11 protein-coding genes are annotated in these 19,103 nt (G+C 48.2%); 7 read left to right on the top strand and 4 right to left on the bottom strand.

Translation table 11 applies throughout. The features are described 5' to 3' along the window. Nucleotides 1–25 precede the first annotated feature (25 nt). Genes AC50YO_RS17655 through AC50YO_RS17640 form a run of 4 tightly spaced genes read left to right on the top strand, consistent with a single transcriptional unit; the run spans nucleotide 26 to nucleotide 9,203 of the window. Nucleotides 26–3,112 (top strand): baseplate J/gp47 family protein, encoded by a 3,087-nt coding sequence (locus AC50YO_RS17655; RefSeq protein WP_494849177.1) that lies wholly within the window; start codon nucleotides 26–28, stop codon nucleotides 3,110–3,112. Between the two features lie 21 nt (nucleotides 3,113–3,133). After that, nucleotides 3,134–5,392, top strand: a complete 2,259-nt coding sequence (locus AC50YO_RS17650; RefSeq protein ID WP_494849176.1) for a putative baseplate assembly protein — start codon at nucleotides 3,134–3,136, stop codon at nucleotides 5,390–5,392. Nucleotides 5,393–5,429: 37 nt separating this feature from the next. Beyond that, complete coding sequence (locus AC50YO_RS17645) at nucleotides 5,430–7,508, top strand: phage tail protein (protein WP_494849175.1); 2,079 nt, start codon at nucleotides 5,430–5,432, stop codon at nucleotides 7,506–7,508. A 36-nt stretch (nucleotides 7,509–7,544) separates the two neighbouring features. After that, complete coding sequence (locus tag AC50YO_RS17640; protein ID WP_494849173.1) at nucleotides 7,545–9,203, top strand: hypothetical protein; 1,659 nt, start codon at nucleotides 7,545–7,547, stop codon at nucleotides 9,201–9,203. A 62-nt stretch (nucleotides 9,204–9,265) separates the two neighbouring features. On the opposite strand, the gene AC50YO_RS17635 is transcribed toward AC50YO_RS17640, so the two are convergent. Both AC50YO_RS17635 and AC50YO_RS17630 read right to left on the bottom strand, forming a co-directional pair. Then, on the bottom strand, nucleotides 9,266–11,065 hold the full coding sequence (locus AC50YO_RS17635; protein WP_494849170.1) for an MORN repeat-containing protein: 1,800 nt from the start codon (nucleotides 11,063–11,065) through the stop codon (nucleotides 9,266–9,268). 1 nt (nucleotide 11,066) lies between these two features. Then, on the bottom strand, nucleotides 11,067–11,501 hold the full coding sequence (locus tag AC50YO_RS17630) for a DUF4280 domain-containing protein (protein ID WP_494849168.1): 435 nt from the start codon (nucleotides 11,499–11,501) through the stop codon (nucleotides 11,067–11,069). A gap of 135 nt (nucleotides 11,502–11,636) precedes the next feature. Here AC50YO_RS17630 and AC50YO_RS17625 point away from each other — a divergent pair, with 135 nt between their 5' ends. Genes AC50YO_RS17625 through AC50YO_RS17615 form a run of 3 tightly spaced genes read left to right on the top strand, consistent with a single transcriptional unit; the run spans nucleotide 11,637 to nucleotide 18,051 of the window. Continuing rightward, nucleotides 11,637–14,420: an adenylate/guanylate cyclase domain-containing protein gene (locus AC50YO_RS17625; protein ID WP_494849167.1), complete on the top strand. Its 2,784-nt coding sequence runs from the start codon at nucleotides 11,637–11,639 to the stop codon at nucleotides 14,418–14,420. 48 nt (nucleotides 14,421–14,468) lie between these two features. Further along, the gene (locus AC50YO_RS17620) at nucleotides 14,469–14,972 is read left to right on the top strand and encodes a GNAT family N-acetyltransferase (protein ID WP_494849265.1); all 504 of its coding nucleotides are present in this window, start codon (nucleotides 14,469–14,471) and stop codon (nucleotides 14,970–14,972) included. Between the two features lie 49 nt (nucleotides 14,973–15,021). After that, nucleotides 15,022–18,051 carry an Npt1/Npt2 family nucleotide transporter gene (locus AC50YO_RS17615; protein WP_494849164.1) on the top strand — a complete coding sequence of 1,010 codons (3,030 nt, stop codon included), beginning with the start codon at nucleotides 15,022–15,024 and terminating at the stop codon, nucleotides 18,049–18,051. 98 nt (nucleotides 18,052–18,149) lie between these two features. Here AC50YO_RS17615 and AC50YO_RS17610 read toward each other — a convergent pair whose 3' ends face one another. Both AC50YO_RS17610 and AC50YO_RS17605 read right to left on the bottom strand, forming a co-directional pair. After that, nucleotides 18,150–18,521, bottom strand: a complete 372-nt coding sequence (locus AC50YO_RS17610) for a DMT family transporter (protein WP_494849162.1) — start codon at nucleotides 18,519–18,521, stop codon at nucleotides 18,150–18,152. Then, on the bottom strand, nucleotides 18,521–19,072 hold the full coding sequence (locus AC50YO_RS17605) for a TetR/AcrR family transcriptional regulator (protein ID WP_494849160.1): 552 nt from the start codon (nucleotides 19,070–19,072) through the stop codon (nucleotides 18,521–18,523). The genes AC50YO_RS17610 and AC50YO_RS17605 overlap by 1 nt, the downstream gene beginning before the upstream one ends. Between the last annotated feature and the right edge of the window lie 31 nt (nucleotides 19,073–19,103).

Here is a 19,103-nt window from a genome sequence, read left to right as displayed (position 1 = left end):
CATGAATTAGCGGGAGAGAACAGGGATGAAACACGGGGAGAAAGCGGGCGCTAGCCATCGTCCACCGAATATGAATAAGGATAATCTTGCCTCTTTTATCTCCCGGATGAAAGAGATGATGCCTCATTATACGCCAGAATGGCGATTCTCTGATAATGACCCGGATGCGGGAACGGGGCTCGCTTATCTAGTAGGAGAGATGCTGGAGGATACGGTGCAGAGGTTGAATCAAGCGCCGGTCAATCATTTTCTTGCCTTTCTTGACCTTATTCAAGTGAAGCAGCAGCCGCCTCGCCCGGCCCGTGCGACCGTTGTTTTTACATTGAGCGAAGGAACGGCAGATTCGGTCTATATTCCTGCAGGCTTATCATTAATGGCGACCGTTCAGGATGGAGGAGAGCCGCTTGTATTTGAGACGGAGTGCAGCTTAGCTGCAACCCCAGCCAAGCTGATGGAATGGATTAATGTCCATCCTGAACGTGATCGTATCGCGATTGCTGCGGAGCAATATGGACAACGGCTGGGTGCTGGAGAAGCAGTACCGGTTCGATTATTTGACACGGAGCAATATCCCAACGAGCAAGAGCATGTCCTGTATCTCAGGCATGATGAACTATTCCTTGTAGACAGGCCTTGCCGTTTCTACCTGCAAATTCAGCACAGTGACAAGCGTTATTCAGAGCCAGGATTAGCAGCAGCGCTGGCATCATCCGATGTGGAATGGACTTATTCATCCGGTGGTGTCTGGAAGCCCTTTGATTCTGCAACAGCAGTCGGTAATTTAGTCGTGCTGCACAAACAGCAGGCAGGGCTGTTGGAGGTTACAGAGCATGAAGGGGTGCTTGGACGCTGGATTCGCTGTACGGTAAAACAACTTCCTCATAAAGCTTCGCCATTGCTAAGCCAAAATTTGGAGATGGACAAGCTTCAGCTTCGAGCTTCGCATGACTTATCTACAGACCCCAATGGAATTATGCCTACTGCTTTATTTTTTAATGATACAGAGCTGCTGCCAGAAGGCTTTCATCCATTTGGCGAGCATTTTGTACCCTACTCTGTCTTCTATGTTTCTAGCGAGGAAGCTTTGACCAAAAAAGACAGCAGGCTGCGCTTTGCCTTTACAGCCAAAGCTGTAGCAAGCCGCCTTCGGACGGCTCCCGATCCAGAAGTGAAATGGAAGATGGTTATGCGAACTTCGGAATTCGAAGAGAAAGATCCCCCGCGTGTTCGAATTCGCAAGGTTCAATGGGAGTATTGGGACGGAAACAATTGGGCCATGCTTCCTGGGAGTGAGCAATACGAGCAGCTATTCGAAGACTTGCCGGAGCAGCAAGAACGTTCCTATTCGCTAGAGTTCATATGCCCGATTGACCTGTCGCAGACTTTCGTCAATGGGGTCTATGATCATTGGATTCGAGCTCGTGTACTACAAATTGACCCGATCCTCGCGGCAATAGTGGAATATATGTCTCCTTGGCTAGCCTCGCCTTCTTTATCCTACTTGCAGACTTCGCAAACGCTAGTTGTACCTGATAGCGTATATACAAGGAGCAATGCCGATAATCGAGACCGTACCGTTTCTATTAGACAGGGAGGAGAGCCTTTTCGAATTTTCGAGCCGATTCCTTGCCCTCAGCCCGCCATCTATGCTTCTTTTGATCGAGCGCCATTGAAGGGGCCGTTATGCTTGCATTTTACTTTGGAGCGTCGATTTAATTCTGGAGGTATGCCGCCTTGGGTGGAATGGGAGGCGCTTTGTTACGAGAATGGGCGGTTAATATGGACGCCGCTGAAAGTAACAGATGGGACAGACGCATTCACATCAAGCGGAGAGCTGAGATGGGCAGGGCCTTCTGCAATGGTGCTGGCCCGATTGTTTGGACGCGAGCGTTATTGGATACGAGCGGTTAATCGAGACCGACAAATCGGCAATTTAACGACGGGTCACCCTATCGCCAAGCGAATGGATATGAACGCGGTATCTGTGCGCCAGCAGTTCAGTCAAGAACGAGAAATAACGATACCGGCCAATGGTTTTATTCAGATAACGCCCTCCTCCTTTATCGAGGAGGAGGTATGGGTGGATGAGAAAGAACGTTTCTCCCAATATGAGAGAGAGCAGCTATTGAATCAGCCGGACAATTACATGGTCCAATTCGATGGCGAAGGGGCGGTCCAACGATTCTGGGTACGATGGGAGCGTGTCGAATCACTTGCTGAATCGGGCCCGAATGACCGTCACTATACAGTGGATCATGTGGGCGGCTCTATACAATTCGGAGATGGCACTCATGGCAAATTGCCCTCTATGGAGATAGCTGGTCTTGTCAGTGTAGAGTTCAAGACGACGGAGGGCTCGCGCGGCAACCTTCCTCCTGATCAGATTACAGGGATGCAGCTGCCTATTGCCTTCGTTGCGGCGGTATCTAATCCTGAGCCGGCCAGGGGCGGGGGCGATGCAGAGAAAATCGAGCAGGTGTTATTGCGGGGACCGCAAAGGCTAAAGCATCGCAACAGAGCTGTAACCTCGAAGGATATCGAGTGGCTGGCAAGAGAGGCCTATCCGCAAATTGCTAAGGTGAAATGTCTGTCCAATCGCAATGCATTATTGGAGCGGATACCTGGCTCGCTTGCGGTTGTAGCTTTCCCAGCGGGTGGATTAGCGGATACTCCACAATTTCCCGAGCTCAAACAGACCGTTGAGCGAGAGCTTATAAAGCAAGCATCTAATCTAGTCTCGCTCGGTGGGAGCATTAGCGTAATCGAGCCTGCCTATTTGGAAGTATCGGTACATGCAACAGTAGCGGTTCAAACGATGGACGAGCTCCTTCCAGTGGAAGAGGCTTGCCTGTCGAAGCTGAATTTGTTTCTAGACCCGATTATGGGCAACGCTAACGGGCATGGCTGGAACATTGGAGAAGCACTTCATGTTTCGGTTCTGCATTCGCTCTTGCATTCTATTCGATCGGTGCTCTATATCGAGAGGCTGTATATCCATGTTGTAAAGGTTGAGAATGGGTATGGCAAGGAATGGGACCCAGGACAAATGGTGCCGCATGGCATTATTGTGAATGGCCAGCATGTAATTACTGCCATACCTGCCCCCAATTAATGAAGAGATGAGGAAACAGATATGCTGCCTAAGCTTCCGCTCGATGATCGAACCTATGTAGATATTATCGATCAATCCAGGCGAATGATCCCAAACCGGGTACCGGAATGGACGGATGAGAATGCTCATGATCCGGGCATGACGCTTCTGGAGCTTTTTGGATGGCTGACGGAGATGCAGCGGTATTATTTAAGCCGGATACCGGATCGCAATCGGATGAAATTCGTCGATCTGCTAGGTGTTCAGGCAAGGGATGTTCAATCGGCGGCAGCAGAGGTACGCTTCGGGAATATCAGGAAGCCTGTTACTCTCCCGCGTGGGACGAAGCTGCTCGCTGAGGAGCAGATGTTCGAGCTGACCCAATCAGCTTCGCTTGTTCCGCTTGCATTTGATCGGATCATTAGCCGTACTGAGCTGGAATCCAATGATGTGACAGCTTCCAATGATTTGAATGTGACCTTTTATCCCTTCGGTGCAAATGCTGCTTCTGGAGCTAGAATGTATGTTTCCTTCGACCGTGAGCTTGAAGTATCTGAGCAAATCACGATTAACGTCAAATTACACGGTGGAATCGAGCCGAGTGACGGGCAAGAGCCTGATTCGATGGACCGCAGCGCCATACAGCCTTCGGCAAGGCTGTCATGGAAGGTATATGGAATGGATGAAGCGACAGGGGCTATAGGATGGCTGCCTATAGAGGTTCTGGAGGATCAAACGCTTCATTTTACACTGGATGGAAATATAACCTTCAAAAATACGCTCAGGATGCTTCCGATTATTGTACATCCGGCTAATGATCGGTTCCGTTACTGGATTTGCTGCACGGTGGAGCAGGAGGGTTATGAGATGGCGCCGCGCCTTAAAGCGCTGATGCTCCATACGGTAAGGGCAATTCAAAGAGATACCTTATCAGAAGCAATGGCATTCACCATGAACGGCAAGCCGGATGAAATCGTGAGGGTCCCTCTGTATTTGGCGCTGTATGGTGAATTAAGGGTGCAAGTTCAAGAATCAGACGGGAGCTGGATTTATTGGAGAGAGGCTCAAGCGTCCCTGAGTTCACAGCAAGAGAATAATATTAGCCGAAGACAATATACGGTTACCCGGGACTATGCGTTGGCAGAGGCACGTATTCAGTTTGGAGATAGCTCTAATAAAACGACACTAAGAAAAGGTACAATTGTTCGAGTAATTGCAAGCACACGGGATTTCGTCAGCTATCGTATGGTGGGCCGGAGCAATGGGCTTCCAGGTCAATCGTTCGAGGTATATGAGCTTCCTTGCCGGAAAAAAGATGCGCTTGGTCTACAGGTAGGCATTCCAAGCGTGACTGGAGAGATCCATTGGCAGGATTGGACACGCGTGGACAGCTTTGACCGCTCGACTGCTGGCGATCGGCATTACATATATGATCCAGAAGCTAGATTAATTCATTTTGGCAATGGTGAGCGAGGAGCTATTCCTCAAGCCAGCCTTGATCTTAATCTTTGTCTAATCACCTGTGAGCTTGGCGGAGGAGAACGAGGCAATGTGAAGCCGCAGCTGATAACAGAATGGGTGAATGAGCAGCAGCAGAGCCTCAAGCTAACCGTAATGAATCCTGATTATGCGGCGGGAGGAAGGGAAGCAGAGACGCTGTCTCAGACTTTGCAGAGGCTGCAGCGGGAGCTCAAAGAAACCTTCCGCGCTGTTACGGATCAAGACTATGAGCAAATTGTGAAGTCAACGCCTGGGGTAAAGGTCGCGAGAGTCCATGCTATTCCCTTATTCAAACCGGGCTTGGCTGATTATCCAAGAGAGAAGGCGCTTGGTCAAGTATCGGTTGTTGTCGTGCCCTTCAGCAAGAGCGATACTCCCCAGCCAAGTCAGGGCTTCTTGCAGACGATTAAGCTGCATTTGGATAACCGTCGTCTAATTACAACGGAGCTGCATATTATTCCGCCGGTTTATATTCGGGTTACTGTTCATGCTGTTATTGTGGTAGAGCCGCAATTTGTGGATGAAGGCCCAGCAATCGTAGAGGCGCTCCGCAATGTGCTCAAGCCTTTGGATGGAGAAGGGGACAGCAAGGGCTGGTCTTTCGGACGACCGGTATACAAGGGCGATATCTACAAGGCTTTGAGCGGCAGGAATGGCATCATATTCATTCAGGATCTCTGGCTGGATGCGGATGGGCCGCATGTCAGCAAGAGCAAGGGTGGAGACCTTATTTTACCGCCGCATGGCTTGGTTTTTTCGGGAGCTCATGAAATCGAATTAGTCAGCCGTTTGCATATGTAAGGAGGGGAAAGGACTGAACGGGGAACGTTTTTTCTCATTGAATCGTGAAGAGGATTGGCGACGATCACAGGTGTATAACCTCGATTGGACGCAGGGAGGCTTCGGCATAAGCCGCGATCATAAATACGGTGTACACAGCATTATCCAGCTCGGAGAATCGAATGACAAGGTTAGAGTAATGGAAATCGCATTGGGTCAGCATGATCGTCTATATGCGCTGGATGAGCGGGATGATTTGTGGATTCATGATCGTTGTAATTCCGACTATAAGAGGCTATTCACGCAGGGGCATGGCTTCTTTACGAAGAAGGCCCGGATAGCGGCGGCTGGCAATCTGCTATTTGTCGCCGATGCCTCGGTCGAAAGAACGCTGTCAGCCTATAATATTGTGAATGGACAGACGTTATGGACACGTACCGGAAGTGAGATACAAGGGCATCCCTTCGTACCGCTCGGCATTACATCGGATGCAGACTGCTTGTATGTGCTTACCCCCCTTGAAGTAGATGGGAGCGGGGAGGAAGCGGTGGTCCCCGAGGGCGGGCAGCTCGGAGTTATGCGGTTCTCCCATAGCGGGGAGCTGCTTGGCATATGGAAGGACGCTGCTTTTATTCAACGGGTTCGCGCTAAAATTCATCATTTGAGCCGCAGCTATTTTTTATCCGTGTCTGCGGAACATCATCTTTATATTTTTGATACTTTGTTTTCCAAGCTATTCTCTTTTCAGTCTGGCGGCAAGCTGGATGTTCGTCTTGAATTTCCGCAAATGCCCTATGCTGGACTATGCATCGACAGCAGCAATTGCCTCTATATTGGTGATTCTAGAGAAATTAATCAAGAAAGCGAAGATGATCGCTTCATCATCAAAGCAGGAGCAGATGGTGATTTATTAGGCAGAATTACCGGTGTTCGCTGTAAGACTGATCAACTATTAATTGATCATCAGGATCGAATCTACATTTTTAATGGTGATGATGGAACAGTTACTATCCTGAATCTTCAGCCGCAGACCTTAATGATGCAGGAGACGGGGGTCCCCGAGGGAGTATGGTTATCGAGAGCGTTTGATAGTACGGAGTCTGATACGATCTGGCATAAAATGATGCTGGAAGCTTTTGTACCAGAGGGAACACAGCTGCGCATCTCATACTTCAGCAGAAATGAGGATCATTGCTTTCTGCGAGGCCAATATACAAAGATAGATGATTGGATTGAAGATGACACACACTCCTATCGGGAGAAGCTGGCTGCACTGGAGCCTCTATGGTCGCAATCCGTTGTGAATCCCAAGGATGCTTTGTTCTTCGGTGCAAAGGGCCGATACCTCTGGCTAAAGATTGAATGGCTCGGAACAGAGCGGCATACACCGCTATTGCAGCGTCTGCGTATCTATTTTCCGCGAGATACTTATCTCTCTTATTTGCCGGCTGTCTATCAAGAGGATGCAGCGAGCCGTGATTTTCTGGAACGCTATCTTGCTTTGTTCGGGACGCTTTTCTCCGATGTGGAGGATGACATTGCCGATATGTCACAATATTTCGATATCGAGCTTGCCCATGGTGAGCATCTGAAATGGCTGGCTTCCTGGATTGGCTTGGAAACTGATGATTATTGGAGTGATGACCAGGTACTCGCTTTTCTAAGGGAAGCACCAGAGCTGTACAAATATAGAGGAACCAGGCTAGGCATTGAAAAAGCAATCGAGACGTATACTGGGCAAAAGCCATTATTGATCGAACATTTTCAAACGAAGCCTATGCGGGATCATGTGGAGCTAAGGGCACTGAGCGACCAATTATACGGCGATGATCCCTATACATTCACCGTTCTGCTGCATCCCGAGCAGGTGCCTTCCGAGAAAGAGCGGGTTGTAATTGAGCAACTGCTTGAAGAACAGAAGCCAGCCTATACAGAAGCAAGGCTCGTAATGCTCCAGCCATGGATGTACTTGGACCTGCATACATACATCGGTATTAATACCGTATTGACGAAGCCTTCCCTGCTCATGCTGAATCCGGATAAAGCGATGCCTAATGATACATTGATTGTTGATGTTGGCATGGAGCATAGAATGGACATATACACCAGACTCGAAATGGATTCGGAGCTTGAATAAAACAAACGATTAATAGATTGAAGGAGAGTGAAAGCGGTGAAAAAATCGAGGCTGTACCCGTTTGAGAGGAATCGTTATTTTTACGGAAAGCTGCTGACGGTTCGTGACTTCGAGTCAGAGCAAAAATATGTGAATGATAAAAGAAGATTGCTGAACCGGCTGCTGTTCGGCAGCGGTGTTGTAACAGGCATGCAGGTTACTGCTGTCGATGACCAGACTATATCTCTTGAAATGGGCGTCGCCATTGATTATATCGGGCGGGAAATCGTTATACCTGCTCCGGTTACGTTGAAGCTGTCCATGATTGAAGGCTTCACGAATAATGAATACAAGAAGAATGTATATCTCTGCCTCTCCTATGATGAGAAAGGCAAAGAGCCAGTCCATTCTGTGGGCAATTCAAGTGCTCGTTCCGATGAAATTAGTGAATATAACCGTATGCTGGAGTCGTATCGCCTTACTATTGTCGAGGACGCACCAGCCCCATCCTCGTTCGAGTTCGTGAAATTACTGGAAAACGTAATCACTATCTACCAAGATGAACATGTTCGAATTACGCAGCGGATGCCTAAATACGTGAACCCAGGTGATATTGTTGATGTACGGCTCGTAGTGGAGAAGACGCTTCAGACCCCTCGTGTTGCCTTTGAATTCGAGTATGAGACCATCGGCTTCATACCTGTCGGACAGAATGATTCGAAGGTGAGATTCACGGAGCCTGCGGATAAGCAGGAGACAGAATATTCTTTTGTATACAGTGTCAAAGCCCCGCTTGAGACAGGAATTCGTGCGCAGCTAAGCGTTCCTAATCGTCTTGCCAAGCTGACCATTGGCGATGAGAGAATTCCGGTTGATACGAATGCGAAGCACACGATTGAGGTGCTTGAAGAGCCTGTCTCCCACAAAATATTATTGGATTGGCATAATCGCAGCCTTGAAGAAGCGGTGGAGGGGTCAGCGGATCAAAATATTTGTTTGGCGAAGCTCAGCCTCAGGCAAATGGGACCCACCTATGCGATTGAGAAGGTTGACCGTGTACCGTTCGGGGAATTTATTGAAAACACGGCATTGCTCCAGCGGCTAGGCGGCTCTTCAAACGGGAAGGCGCTTCATAAATTTTTTGCAAATGCTGAGGCCTATGACCTGGAATATGATGAGAAGGCTGCGCTGGATGTAACCTATCATCCCGAACGGAATGAATTTGACTTTAAGCTCGGCATTCCCCGTCCACAGGCTTTGTATGATGAGATCGCGACGGGAACGATGGATGTCGCTCTTGAGTCGATGGGCAAAACAGAAGGCTTCTTCTTCTCACGGGGCAAAAAGAATTATGTCTCCGAGGAAATCGATCATGGCCTTGGGGAAGGACAGGTAACCGTAGTCGTTGGGTTGGAGGAAGCTGTAGCTCTGGATTCCAGCGGGACAAACAAGCGAGTCTACTATGGGCAAAGCAGCGTATTTAAGGGAACAGAATACGAGCCTGACATTTCCAATGTCTCATTAGGTACAATTGTCTATCCAGAGAAAGGCACCTTCCGGATCGGGATGAAGCTGCAAGGGGATACGGAGACTACCGCATCCGTTATATCGGTCCGTTGGTGGGCCTTTAAGAGCTTGTCGGGAACACAAGGAGCTTCCCTTGATCCGAGATTAGCGGATGCTATTGCAGAAGCAGCTTCTTCTAGAGAATCGTAATCTTTGATATAACTAAAAAAACCTGAGTTCACATGCTTCTGCAAGTGGACTCAGGTTTTTTGTTATTTCGACGTAATGAAGCTAATATTCAATCGCACGAGTGTTGTCTTGTTATAAGTAAAGGTGAGAAGGGTATCACCTGATTTGAATATAAGATTATGTCTGCCGTTATCGAGTTTCTCTTTAATAGAGGTTACTTTGGCATCCTGCAGCCGTGAGAGAGTTTGGTCCATGATACTGCGGTTCCATGTGTTCAATTGCTTCACATAATAGGCTTCTGGATTGTCAGGGTCGACCTTCAGCAAGAATGACATTTGGCTGCCGCTGTAAGTCAGCGTAAGCGGCTGCCCCGCATCAGTCTCTCCGTCGCCTGAGCTTGTACACTCGCTTGAAGCTTTGAGCTCAGCAGCGGTGCAATTGTCAACCGTGTCAGATGAAGAATCCGATTCTCCGTCGTTGACATCGCTGCCTGTGCCTTCGCCTGCTTCTTCGTCAGCTCCGCCGCCGCTGGCAATTTTAACAGAAGCCTTATCATTACTGGCGGCATTAGGAGCATTCCCTATAGCAGTCGTTGTCTTAGGGTCTGCTGGAGGCACAGCTTCTTCAGAGTCGTTGCTCTCAGTTGCTGGAGTCTCCGATTGCGGGGGAAGCGGCGCTTCCGGGACAGCTTCAACTGGAGGAGGAGCATCAGGCTCACCCAATGTTTCTTGAAGCTTCGCTTGCGAAATGCTGATGAAGCCTTCCAAATAAGAAGAGCCCTCCCGGAAGTAGCCTTTATAAATAGGTGCCCCATCCATATCGAATAGTGTGCCAATGCCGTTATATTTGTTGTTCAGGAATTTGCCAGCATAGATGACAGTGCCGTTGGCGACGAATGCTTGACCGTCTCCGTTCATCTGGCCAGAAGCGAAAGCTCCTGTATAAACCGTTGATCCGCTCTCATTGAACAAGCTGCCCGTACCGTGATACTGACCTAACAGAAAAGCGCCTTCGTATTTCACGATGCCAGAGGAGAAATATTCCTTGCCGGCGCCAGAGAGCATGCCGTTTAGATAAATGCCTTCATACAGCAGGCTTCCATCCTCGCGATATTGCTTGCCGGCTCCTTCATACTTGCCCTCATTTAGTAGTCCTTCGTACAACAGAATGCCGTTGCTTCCATAAAGCTTGCCTTGGCCGGTTCGCTCGCCCTTGGCAAAAGCGCCTGTGTAAGTAATGCCGCCCTCCTGTGAATATTCCGTACCCGCCCCTTCATATAAGCCGGCAGCGAATTCGCCCTCGTATTGAGTCGTTCCATCGGGGTAGAATAACGTCCCTGTGCCCGCATACTTATTATCTGCGAAAGCGCCACGATAGACGAGCTTCTCTTGTTGATCATACTGCTCGCCGCTGCCGCTCTTCATCCCTTTGGCGAAATCCCCTTGATATTGAAGCTTGCCGTTCGGATAGAAGAGCTTGCCCACGCCAGTAGATAATCCTTTTTCCAATTGCCCTTTATAGACATTGCCATCGGCATCCGTTACGGTAGCGGCTCCTGTGAAGCTGCCTTCAGCAGCAGCTGCGGCTGTGAGATGCGGTGTACGGCCAAACCACTTGTTCACAAAGGTAGGCGGATTAATAAAGCCGATGTAGACAATGATCAGCGTGATGATAATGAATAATGCAATAAATTTTTTGGCAATGTAGTAGCTTCCTACTCGGAAATAATTCTCTAGTGAACGTAAAGGCCCAAATAAAGCGGTAACGAGAAATTTGCGCAGTATGGCGAGCAAGCGCTTAGGTAAAGTCTTCGCCCGTTTGATGGGCGTAATAATCATGCGTTTGACCGGCTTGAATATCGGCTTGAGAATTTGTTCGATCATATTAGGGCACCTGTATAGCAATTTGTCCAGGATTGACGATCTGAATGACTCCGCCCCAAGCGCACATGCATTTGGACGTTTGATTAAGAGCAGGCATATTCGCGACGAGGACTGTTGGCGAGCCCGGCACCCAAGGTGCAGGAATCACGGGCATGCAAGGCTGGGGGACCAATGCGCCAAAGGCAGCTGCTGTAGCCGCAGCCACTGTGGGATTACCTAAAGAAGTACAAACGCCAAAAGGCAAAATATTAACCATCGGCTTGTTATCCATAATATTGGCGATAGGCATTGAGGTTAGTACACGGTTGGCTGGCAGCACAAGCAAAGTGCTTGGAGCAGCTCCGAAGGAGCATTGCATGGCGGCACCGCCACATACGATTTGGCCCATAACATACCCTTTCCGCAAGAAGCCGAATAACGACTTGGCCTCTACCATTTTCTTCTATTATTAATAGTACTATATGCATGTAGGGGGTTCAACAAAAAACTGATAGAATCGTCAAGTTTCACCAAAAATATAGAAGGAAATGGATGTAAAAGAGATTGACATGTAGTACTATTGAATTAGTGAATGATCCAGAAAATGAAAGCGATGGTGCGTATGAAAAAGCCCATATGGAGTGTATTGATGCTGCTTGTCATAACGGTGAGCATTGGACTGTGGCTGTATCCGAACCTGGACAGACTCTCGTCTATGCCTTTTGCCAAAGAAAAGGCTCTTTCTTATTTGTCTAAGGTATCGGTGGAATCAAATGGCGGGTTAGTTCTCATTGGTGACTCACGACAGGAAATTTTACATATGAACGCCGAGGGCGTTCTGCTGGAGCGAATTCGCCAAACATCCGGAGGCAGCGGCAGACATGACTTTACGGAAGCAGTAGCAGGTCCAGGCGGCAGCTTGTATGTGCTTGATACAGTGCTTGACCAATACGGCCTGTATGTACAGGAAGAGCGAATTATTCGCTATAACAAAGACAATCCGGAAGGGACTGTCTTATTTGCTCTGCCCGGTGATGGAACGAACAAAAGAATTGGCAGAATAAAGTCGCTCCAATTAGAGGAGCAATCGCTCTTGTTCTTTATTGACGATAATCAGTCCGTCTACTTAAAGCGACTGCCGATGGAAGGCGGCGAGCCCCAGGAGGTATTCACGTTTCAGGTGCCGGGCAATCGCTTCTTGTCTGAGATTGTTGGGCGGGAGCTAGGTCATATTTATTACACAACGAAGCGGGGAGCTATTTATAAAGTGACCTCCGCAGGAGCGAGCGAGCTTGCCTATCCGCTTGAGGGCATGAATCGAACGCTCAAAAATTTTCCCGAAGCGCTGCAATTGAGCTCGGATGGAAGACTCTACTTTATTGACCGTCTGCTTAATTCAGTTATAAGTATGAATGCTGTGGATTCTGGCGATTTGCGAGTTGAATATAGCGAGGAGTCGCTGTTGTCCCAAGCAAAGAATGCCGAGAGTATCGAAATAATGAATTTGACAATAGGGGAAGGCGGCATGCTGCATATCGCTCTGGATGACAGGGTGATTAATACGAAGGCACAGGCTTCTCAAGCAATGGTCTTCAATAAGGTCGCCTTCGATAAGGACAGCGTGCGGATGGGCTGGCTTACATGGTCTGCTGCTATCGTTCTTCTGGTAACGCTAGTAATACTTTCCAGAGTAATCTATGTCCATCTATTCCGTCGCCGGATACCGCTGTTTGTAAGGCAAATGGTAGCTTTTGTCCCTATTTTGATCTTATCCATGGTATTGCTGTGCAATTTCATCTATGACAGCTTCTCTAGCCGTATGGAGGATGAAATGCAGCGGCAGCTTTCCTTTCTTGCACGCAACGGGCAGAACATTATTGACGGGGATCTCTTGAATAAATTTACTTCTCCTAATGATTATATGAATGAAGACTATCAAACGATTAAAAAGAAGATGGATTTTCTGTTTGAAAGCGAAGACCCTGCTAATCGCAAAGGGCTGTACAGCACGCTGTACAAGTATGAGAATGGGGAGCTGTTCATCATGATGGATGATGATGACGGTGTAAATATGTATCGCCCGTTCGAATTGAACAGTTCGAATAGTGCTGTTCTGAAGACCGGCGAGGTCTATACAGACCCTGATCCTTGGGAGGATGCTACTGGTAAATGGCTCTATGCGATAGGACCTGTATATGACTCTTCAGGGGCAATAGTAGGAATTTATGAGACAGGTCGCGATTTGAAGGTACTGTATGAATCGAATCAAAAAATATATGACAGTATTGTGAGGAATATTGCCATTATCAGCCTTGTTCTTATCGCGCTTGTTATTGCGACTACCTATTTGATGCTGTCGTCTTTGCGCAAGCTGCGCAAAAGCGTTACAGATATAACCAACGGCAATTGGAATGCAGAGGTGAAGATCCGTACGAGAGACGAGGTCGGCGATCTTGGCGAGCAGTTCAACCTGATGGCGAGCCATATTCGCACTTACATCAAAGATATTACTTCCTTCAGCGAAGCCTCACATCGTTTCGTACCCGAGCAATTCTTTAAATATTTGGGTAAAAAGGGCATTCAGGATATTCATCTTGGTGATCAAGTACAGCAGAATATGACCGTTATGGTAGCCAATATTCGTTCCTTCCACCAGCTCTCGAAGAGGCTGTCACCGAAGCAGAATTTTGACTTCATGAATTCGTTTTTGAAGCGATTCAGTCCCTATGTCCGCCAAGAAGAAGGCTTGATTAGCAAATATTTGGGAGCAGGCTTCATGGCGTTGTTCCCTGCCAATCCGGATGATGCGCTTCGTGCAGCAGTGGCGATTAGAAGCGAGCTCTCCTCTTATAATGAGCATCTTGTCCAGTCAGGCTTCCAGACAGTGGATCTAGGCGTCGCTATTCACAAAGGTCCACTTATGCTCGGAATAGTCGGTGAAGAGCAGCGAATGGAAGGCAATGTCATCTCTGATGATGTCAATATGACGGCAACATTGGAGCCGCTTTCAGATCTATTGGGAGCCTCGATTCTCGTAAGCAAGCTATTTTTTGACCAACTGCGATCACCAGAGAGATTCCGTCACCGTTATTTGGGTCGCATACACATTGATGGCATGGATGAGCCGATCGAGCTAGTTGATGTCTACGAGGGTGACTCAGCTGCTATAAGGCAGTTGAAGGATCGGACGAAGCCGTTATTTGAGCGAGGGATTCTATTATGCCAGCTAGGCCGTTTCTTCGATGCGAGAGAAGCATTCGTAGAGGTCATTAATCAGAATCGCTTCGATAAAACAGCTACCTTATATTTTTATTTGTGCGATGAGTATTATCGCAATGGCGCTACCGAGGGCTGGAATGGCACGTTGGCAGTCTAGCTCTCGCATTTCGTAATAGGCAATGAGAAAGAGGGGGAGCAGCGCGTGATGGTTGCCGGAGAATATCAGATCGACAAGCTTGCCTTGGTAAAGGATGCTGAGCGGATTGTTCAGTTTTTATTATCGGATAGCTCGTTCGATGATACACGCTATACGCCTGGGGAACTTGCCCACTTTAGTGAGCTTCCTTATCAGGCACTTGAAGGGAAATTAATTTTCTGGTATGCCGTCAATGAGTCAGGCGACATTATCGCAATTAATGCTGTAGCCGAAAATGAGCAGCTTACGAGCGGCTACAGCTGGGACTATATCGTCGTTCACCGGGATTACCGCAAAACCGGTATTGCCTCCTCTCTAATCGCTGTCATGAATGATTATCTAGCGAAGGTACATGCACGGTATATCGTGACGTATACTTGTGATCTTCCTGAATATAACGGAATCCGCCGGTTGTTTGAACGCAGCGGCTTCTCGCTCGTTGGCCGCTGTCCAGATTATTATTTTGACGGTGAGGACAGGCTGATCTATTATCGTAAGCTGTCCGGTGAATGAGGGCGGAAAGTAGTCAGGGATAAGGAATTAGAATGGAGACAAAATGAACATGGAACGACTGCTGCGCGCGATTGGCGCCCGTGCTGAGGATCAGCGCAAGCTGCTCATGATGGCACCTGTATTTTTCCTGTGCGGAATTGCCGAGATGTTGAATTATAACAGCTTCATGACGCTCTTCAACCAACGTTTCGGAAGTGAGTTTCTCCCGTATGTATACGCAGCTGAAGCCATTATTCTGCCCTTGGAGGCGTGGCTGCTCTCCTGGCTCGCGGCTAACCTGCCGAAGCCTAGACTTATGCGGGTTATGTATGGCATAATGCTGGGCATCGTAGCTATTAATGCGATTGTACTGCTCGTGCTCCAGATGTTAGATATAGAGCTGCTCTGGTATTATCCCGTGCTGTTCCTTTGTTCGAGCTTCGTGGTGCGTCAGCAGACGATTCTGCTATGGAGTCTGGCCATTGATACTTGTCCTACGCAGCAGGCCAAGCGCCTTATGCCGGTATTCGTCGGTGCGGCTACTCTCGGAGGCGTTGCCGCGGGCCTTCTTGCACAAGCTATCAGTCTTTATTTTGGACCGGAGGCTATATATGTGTTCGGGGCTATTCTGCTCTGCCTGGCTTGGCCGAATTATAACAAGGTGATTAATCGTTATCTGGTGCCGTTGTCCCTAAGAATGGATAGTGGCGGCGAGGAAGAGTCAGGCATCACGACTGGCGCGGTATTCCGTCATGCACTGCGCTCTCCGTTTCTATTGACGATCATATTATTGATGACGCTTATGCCAGCTTTATATTTTTTAATGGAATATGAATTTCTGAACGTGACAAGAATTACTTATCCGGGCGAACAAGAATTCAGCCGTTACTTCGGCAAGATTACGACCGTATTGTTCGTTCTTGCTTTTCTGCTGCAGACGGTGTCAGGCAAGCTGATGGCACGTCTTGGGGCAAGCCAAATGTTAACGGCTATTGCTGGTATATATGTTCTTTCATTTGTCGGCGCCGTTCTGTTAGTGGATTCCTCGGCTGCTCTTGCTGCTATATCCGTTGGCTACATGCTGCTGTATTTGCTGCTCTATTATTCGGCAGAGCCTTCCTATCAATTGTTTTTCAAAATATTGCCGTTAGCCAAGCGGGACAGCTATCGTTATGCAGCGCAGGGCATCGCCGCTTCAGCAGGCATTCTGCTGGGAGCAGGCTTGCAATTTCTGCATTCTGGATTTGGGCTGTCTTGGACCTTCCTCTCCCTCGCAGGACTAGCAGGCTCCGTGGCATTATTCCTGCTGGCCTGGTTCGGCCGAAGGTATTACATGCGTGAGCTCGTTAATAGTGTACAGGTGATCGGTGAACAGGATATGGCAGAGCAATTCGATGAATTAGTGAGCAATCCGGCCATATTAGCAAAAATCAAAAGCATGCTTGAGGATCAGTCGGATTCCGCCAAGGAAATCGCTCTGCAGATTATTGGAAGGATGCAAAATCCGAAAGATTTATATGAGCTGTTGAAGCTGGTAGACGATCCAAGCCCTCGGATACGTGCGTCTGCAGTTCGAGCGATGAACCCGGAGAAGGCTGATCTGCCAGCGATGGCAAAGGTCGCGGCTTTTCTGGAAGATCCAGATACGGAGATCCGTGCTGAGGTGGTTAGGCAAATCGGCAGAATGAAGCATATGGAGTCTCAGGCGCTTTTCTTCTTGAGGCAAAAGCTGCTGGATTCACATTCTAGTGTTGTTGCTGAAGCCGTGAGGGCAATGTATTCATTCAACCACGCTCCGAGCTATGAGGCTTGTGCAGAAGTTATTGAGCAAATATTGGAAGAGGGCGGTGCTGCCTCGGTCTATATTTGCCGCCTTGTTGCTGACCTCAAGCTGGTCGCTTTCTTGCCACAGGTGGAGAGGCTGGTGATCGAACCGCATCCGGCTGCCCGAGTAGCAGCTATTGCTTGTCTAGGGAGATTGAAGGTTGTAACGATTATTCCTACATTGCTGAATGGGCTGCCAACGATGGATCAGGAGATGTTCCGAACGACGCTGGATAGCTTGATTAATATGGGAGAAGAGGCCGTAGAGCCTCTCGTACATAGCTTGAATGACGCTCATCCCAAGCGTTGGACAGCAGCCATACAAGCCTTGACGAAGCTATTGGACGAGAAAGAGCTTCGAAGCCTGCTGGTTGAAGATGCTATGAAAAGATTGACCTCGCTTGAGCAGGCAAGCAGTTATTCTTCGGCATTTGGCTATGTGGGACAAGAGGGGCTGGCGCGTTTGTCGGCTATGCGCTGGTTAGAGGTACGCACGATGGTACTGGATGGCGTATGGGCAATATTGGCGAGTCTGGCAGATCAGCAGGTTGTAGATGCCATTCGCAAAGCATCCGATGATTCGGATGAAGAGATTCGGAGCAATGGATGGGAAGTGCTGGCTGAAGGAGTGGGGGAACGGAGGCTTTCTCAGCAGTTGCTAAGTGTTCTTGAGAAGGGTGTTAATGACGAAAGGACTATAAAGACCGAGCAGGAGGCGCGTGAGCTGCTTCGGTCTGCCCTTGAGGGCAATGATGACTGGTGGCGGGAAATGGCCGCAGCAACAGAGGCAGGGGAGGATCAAGGCATGACGAGCGAGCATCATATGATGGGACGATTGGACAAAGTCGTATTTTTACGGCAGGTGCCCTATTTCGCTGACCTATCACTGGAGGAGCTGGGACTCATCGCAAACATTGCGGAAGAGATGGTTAGCTCTGAGGACGAGAAGCTGCTTCACAAAGGTGAGCCTAATCCGGCTATGTTCGTTATTGTAGAAGGTAATGTGGAGCTGACAAGCATTTCTGCTGCTGGCTGGGAAGGAACGATAGGTGTACTAGGGTCTGGCGATGTATGCGGCGTCACTTCAGCTCTTGATGGCTCGTCTTCAACGGTATCTGCACAATCGCTTCTTGGCGACGCTCGGCTGCTTAAGCTTGTCGGGGATGATGTGGCGAGATTAGTGCGTCTCTACCCAGAGATCGGGATTGGTCTGCTTCGGGCATCCTTTGCACGAATAAGGCTGCTGGAGGAGATGATGATGCGAATTGATTCTTAAGCTAGACTTGGACGATTTAACGACGAAGCGGCAGATGGTCTGCCGCTTCAATGGTGGACTATCGTTCTTCGTTCGTTCAATCTGCTATATGCTTTATCTTATTTCTGGACCATTGTACTTGTGGATGCTGTCGTATCCTTTGTCTCGCCGTGTCCAGCTCCGAATAAGTTTAATACGACTACTCCAATAACAATCAGAGCTATTCCAACGATGCTTCCCGTGTTTATCTTTTCTTTCCAAATCAACACAGAAATAAATGCGGTTGCTACTGCTCCTACTCCTGACCAAATAGCATAAGTTATATTTAAGGGAAGGGTTTTGAGAGCAAGCGAGATAAAAAAGAAGGAACAGCCAAAAGCGACAAGTGTGAAGAGGCTTGGATAAAATTTGGTAAAGCCTTGAGATGCTTTAAGCATCGATGTACCGATTAATTCGCCAATGATAGAGATTGCTAAAAATATATATGCCATTATTGTACCTCCTGGAGACTTGCCCTTAATTTTTCAATAACCTTATGCTTTAAGTCTTCTTTGGGCGGAGCCAGTCCAAACATTTCTGCAAACCAAAGCCCATCAACTGCTAAACGAACAAGCGTGGCACGAACAGGGTCTAGTTCATCATTCTCGATTTTATTCTGAATTTCAGAGTAAGAGTGCTGCAGTTGTTGCAGCATTTCAGGATTCGTAAAGTAAGCAGCTGATATCGCCGTATATAGATCATTCACGTGGCTTTCTTCGGTCAGCGATGTTTCGATATAAGACCTCGTCCACTTTCCTATTGGGTTTGGATCGTCAATTGCCCTCTTGTTAAACTCCTCGACATAATTATGGGATAGCTGCTCAATAACCCCTTGAATCAAAGAATCTTTGTTGGGAAAATGATACAGCAATCCCCCTTTACTAATGCCTGCCTGTCGAGCAACAGCCTCTAATGTTAACTTTTCAACACCTTCGTTATTTACAATTTGGGAAACTGTTTTAAGAATTAGCTCTCTCTTAAGATCCTTTTTTGTGGGCTTCATTTATTCAACTCCTTTATTTTATTGTACCGTC

It is taken from the genome of Paenibacillus sp. J22P59 (genome assembly GCF_059383895.1).
The sequence above is the reverse complement of the archived record's forward strand: the minus strand, read 5'-3'. Positions and strand labels throughout refer to the sequence as shown.